Consider the following 4,341-nt stretch of genomic DNA (forward strand, 5'->3'; position numbering starts at 1 on the left):
CCCCTGCTCACGTCGGCCTGTGCGCCCACCCTGCGCGCCGCCCGTCCGCGGCCGTCGTGTGGAATGGGACCCATGGGGAGCACCGATGAGCCGATACCCGCGCCGGCGCCGGAGGGGACGGAACCGCCCGAGCACTGGCGCTACGCCCGCCACCTCGACGCCCTGGCCGCGGCGGCGGCGGGCGTCCCCGCGGCAGGGGGCCGCGCGCCGGCCGAGGCGGAGGCCTGCGCCGTCGCGGCCGTGCTGCGCGACCCCGACCCCGTGATGGCGGAGAGCGCGGTGGTCACGCACGTGGACCGGCGGGCCGCCCGCCTGCTGCACTCCGACGGCTTCGCCGACTGGGCGGCGGCCATGTCCGCCGCCGTCGCCGGGCGGGCCTTCGCGGCGGGACGGCTGCGCGAGTGGCTTCTGCTGGAGGCCGTCGTCCGCGGCGAGCCCGGGTCGGCCGAGGAACTGGCGCGGGCCTCGGACTGGTGCCAGCGCACCGCCGTCCGCGTGCCCGTTCCCGAGGAGGCCCTGGTCCTGCTCGCCGGGTCGGCCCGCACGCGCCTCGTCCGCAACGGCGCCGTGCAGCGCCTGCGCCGCGCGAGCGCGACCGCCTGACCCGCCGGGCCGCACGCCGCGGCCGGCACGGCCCGCCCGACGGGCGACGGCACGGCACCCCCGGTGCGGACCGGGGCGAAGAGGGCATCACGGGAGCGCCCGCGGACCGAGATTCCACCAGTGTGCACAAGGACTCGTCTTCCGGCCGTCCGCAGGCTTATGGTCTGCCTACCCCCGGCCGGGTATCAGCGTCGATCCAAGCCGTTCCACTGGAGGCTGCACTCCGTGTCGCACGTTTCGCATGCTCCCGTCACCACCCCCGACGGAGAGCCGGCCATCCCCGCTCCGGCCGCGTACGAGCAGGTCGAGGGGTGGTTCTCGGACTACGACCAGGCCATCTTCGACTGGTTCCTGACCCACCAGAAGGAGAGCGGGGCCGAGCCGGGCGACCTGCTCGAACTGGGTGCGTTCATGGGCAAGAGCGCGATCTTCCTCGGGAGGTACCTGCGGGACGGCGAGGAGTTCACCGTCTGCGACCTCTTCGACTCGCCCGCGCCGGACGAGTCGAACCTGGCGGAGACGAAGGACTCGTACCCCACCCTCACGCGCCGCGGCTTCGAGGTGAACTACCTGGCCTTCCACGAGCGGCTGCCGACCGTCATCCAGGCGCCGACGTTCGTGGTGGCCGACCGGGTCCGGCCGGCGAGCTGCCGGTTCGTCCACATCGACGCCTCCCACCTGTACGAGCACGTGGTGCAGGACATCGCCTCCTCCAAGGCCGTCGCCGCGCCCGGCGCGGTGATCGCCTTCGACGACTACCGGTCCGAGCACTGCCCCGGTGTCGCCGCCGCCGTGTGGGCGGCCGTCGCCAACGAGGGCCTGCGGCTGATCTGCGTGTCGGGGGCGAAGCTGTACGCCACCTGGGACGACCCCGAGCCGTACCGCAAGGGCCTCCTCGACTGGTTGCAGGGCCGCCCGGACCTGTGGCACGGCATCGACGACGTGGCCGGGCAGCAGCTGGTGCGGATCGGCGACCACGGCGCCGTCGCGCCCGAGCCGCCGAAGCCGCTGCGCCCGGCCCCGGAGCCCGAGCCGCAGCCGGTCGCGCCCCCGAAGCCGGCGCCGAAACCGCGACCGGGAGCGGCCTGGCGGAAGCTGGCCAAGGACCTGCTGCCGCCGGTCGTCACCCGCGCGATCGTCACCGCCCGCCGCCGGCGCCGCGAGCGCCGCTGACCGACCCGACCCGGCACGCCGGCCCCTGTGACGGGGGCCGGCCCGGTCGCCGCCCCGCTCAGTGCCCCCGGCGGACGCGGGCCGCGCGGCGGGCCTCGGCGAGGGCCTTGGCCTCGGCGGTCTTGCGGGACTCCTTGCCGCGGCCGGCCTTGCCCGACCGGCTGCCCATGCCGCGGAAGCCGAGCTCCGAGCCGGCCGGCCGGCCCTTGGCGTCCGTCGGCGAGGCGCCCGACAGCGGCACCCCGGAGGGGGCCTTGGCCCCGGTGATCCGGCTGAGCGCGGCCTCGCCGGAGCGGACCTGCGTGGTCGTGGGCCGGATCCGGGCCTCGGCCATGAGCCGGACCACGTCACGCCGCTGGTTCGGGGTGACGAGCGTGACGACCTTGCCGGAGCCGCCCGCGCGGGCGGTGCGGCCGCCGCGGTGCAGGTAGTCCTTGTGGTCGGCGGGCGGGTCCACGTTCACGACGAGGTCGAGGTCGTCGACGTGGATGCCGCGGGCGGCGACGTTCGTGGCGACGAGGACCGTCACCGTCCCCTCCTTGAACTGCGCGAGCGTCCGCGTCCGCTGCGGCTGCGACTTGCCGCTGTGCAGGCCCTCCGCGCGCACCCCCATGGCCCGCAGGTGCTTCACGAACTGGTCCACGCCGTGCTTGGTGTCCAGGAACATCAGCACCCGGCCCTCACGGGCGGCGATCTCGGTCGCCGCGGAGTACTTGTCCGCGGCCTGGATGTGCAGGACGTGGTGGTCCATGGTCGTCACGGTCGCCGCGGACGGGTCGACGGAGAGCGGGACCGGGTCCTTCAGATAGGCGCGCACCAACTGGTCGACGTTGCGGTCGAGGGTCGCCGAGAAGAGCATGCGCTGCCCGTCGGGCCGGACCTGGTCGAGGAGCTCCGTGACCTGCGGCAGGAAGCCCATGTCGCACATCTGGTCGGCCTCGTCGAGCACCGCGGTCCGGACCCGCTCCAGGGAGACGTCGCGCCGGCCGACCAGGTCGTTGAGGCGTCCGGGGGTCGCGACGACGACCTCGGTGCCGCGGCGCAGCTCGCCGACCTGCCGGCCGATCGACAGGCCGCCGACGACGGCGGTCATGCGCAGGTCCAGCGCCGCCGCGTGGGGGGCGAGCGCCTCGGTGACCTGCTGCGCGAGCTCGCGGGTCGGGACGAGGACCAGCGCGAGCGGCCGCTTCGGCTCGGCCTTGCGGCCGGCGGTCCGGGCCAGCACGGCCAGGCCGAAGGCGAGCGTCTTGCCGGAGCCGGTGCGGGCGCGGCCGAGGACGTCCCGGCCGGCGAGGGCGTTCGGGAGGGCGGCGGCCTGGATGGGGAACGGCTCGGACACGCCGGCCTCGGCCAGCGTCCCGAGCAGCTCGCGCGGCAGGTCCAGCTCCTCGAACGACGCCACCGGCGGCAGTGCGGGCACCGCGGGCTCGGGCATGGCGAACTCGCCCGCGGGCGCGACGCTCCGGGGTGCCTTGCCGGCGCCCTTGCCGGCGGTGCTCCTCGGGGCCGCCTTGGCGGCGGGCCTGACGCCGAAACGCCCGTAGGGTGACGGGTTCTTCATGCAGAGCCTTCCTCGGGGCGCGAAAAGGGAGATTTTACCATCGGGCCCCGTGCGTCCCCGGGGGCGTCCGCCGCCGCGGGGGCGGCCAGGGCCGCGGCCCCGCCGGACCGCAGGCGGTCCAGGTGCTCCCGGGCCTCGGCGGCCGCCCGGTCGAACCAGTCGGCGATGACGGCCACCTCGTCGGGGGTGTACTGCGCGAACAGCCTGCCGAGGCGGTCGTAGAAGGGCTGGTACACGGCGATGACCCGCTGCGCGGCCTCCGGGACGGCCACGACGCGGACCCGCCGCCGGTCGGCGGGGTCGGGGCGGCGCTCGGCGAATCCGGCGCGTTCGAGGCGGTTGAGGACGCCGGTCACGGCGCCGGTCGTCAGGTTCGTCAGCGCGGCCAGGTCCCCTGCGGAGAGCGGCTCCTCGCCGGCTCCCAGGATGTGTCCCAGGCAGGTCAGGTCCGTGACGTTCAGGCCCAGCAGCTGCGCCACCTCCTGCTGGCCGATCAGGCCGAGGGCGACGTAGCCGTCCATGCGCGAGATCGCCTCGGCGACCGTGGCCGGGGGTCGGGGCTTGCCCTGCACGCCGATACTCCTTAGCATCTAAGTAACTTAGATCGCGAGATACTTTCTTGGTCAGATGTTTATCTCGCGAGGTAAAACTTCCTGCTCAGAGCCTACTTGGGAGAACGCATGAGCGCGCACGGGCACGTGGACATGGGGCACACCGTGGCCGGCTGGACCGGAACGGCCCTGGCGGTCCTCGGCAGCGCGGTCGCCGGCGCCGGACTGTGCCTCTCCTCGGGGCCGGCCCTCTGGCTGGGACTCGCCGTCGTCGCGGTGGCCGGGCTCACCACCTGGCTGCTGCACCTGGCCGGCTGGGGCAAGCCGAGCGGCCCCCGGCCCGAAGCCGCATGGGACTGGCGGGTCCGCGACACCGCCGCGCACGGCGGCCACGCGGGCTGCCTGGGCTGCCGCATGAGCGGCGGCCGCCGCGCCGCGGCAGCGGCCGGGCGC

General features: G+C 75.2%; 5 protein-coding genes. 3 read left to right on the forward strand and 2 right to left on the reverse strand.

Going from position 1 to position 4,341, the window contains the following annotated elements:
* Positions 1-72 precede the first annotated feature (72 nt).
* Entirely contained in the window at positions 73-603 is a 531-nt protein-coding gene (locus EF903_RS29355; RefSeq protein WP_125548036.1) for a hypothetical protein, read from the forward strand.
* Between the two features lie 225 nt (positions 604-828).
* On the forward strand, positions 829-1,776 hold the full coding sequence (locus EF903_RS29360) for a class I SAM-dependent methyltransferase (protein ID WP_312845978.1): 948 nt from the start codon (positions 829-831) through the stop codon (positions 1,774-1,776).
* 58 nt (positions 1,777-1,834) lie between these two features.
* On the opposite strand, the gene EF903_RS29365 is transcribed toward EF903_RS29360, so the two are convergent.
* The gene (locus EF903_RS29365) at positions 1,835-3,337 is read right to left on the reverse strand and encodes a DEAD/DEAH box helicase (RefSeq protein WP_125548038.1); all 1,503 of its coding nucleotides are present in this window, start codon (positions 3,335-3,337) and stop codon (positions 1,835-1,837) included.
* Positions 3,334-3,909 carry a MarR family transcriptional regulator gene (locus EF903_RS29370; protein WP_125548040.1) on the reverse strand — a complete coding sequence of 192 codons (576 nt, stop codon included), beginning with the start codon at positions 3,907-3,909 and terminating at the stop codon, positions 3,334-3,336. Before EF903_RS29370 ends, EF903_RS29365 begins: the two co-directional genes overlap by 4 nt.
* Positions 3,910-4,017: 108 nt before the next feature.
* Between EF903_RS29370 and EF903_RS29375 the strand changes: the two genes are divergently transcribed.
* A partial coding sequence (locus EF903_RS29375) for an HGxxPAAW family protein (protein WP_125548039.1) occupies positions 4,018-4,341 on the forward strand: 324 nt, incomplete at its 3' end.

This window comes from Streptomyces sp. WAC05292, from assembly GCF_003949955.1.
GTDB lineage: Bacteria > Actinomycetota > Actinomycetes > Streptomycetales > Streptomycetaceae > Streptomyces > Streptomyces globosus.

Coding starts and splice junctions, on each gene's coding strand:
- EF903_RS29365 (WP_125548038.1), bottom strand. CDS start 3,337: ATGAAGAACCCGTCACCCTACGGGCGTTTCGGCGTCAGGCCCGCCGCC.
- EF903_RS29355 (WP_125548036.1), top strand. CDS start 73: ATGGGGAGCACCGATGAGCCGATACCCGCGCCGGCGCCGGAGGGGACG.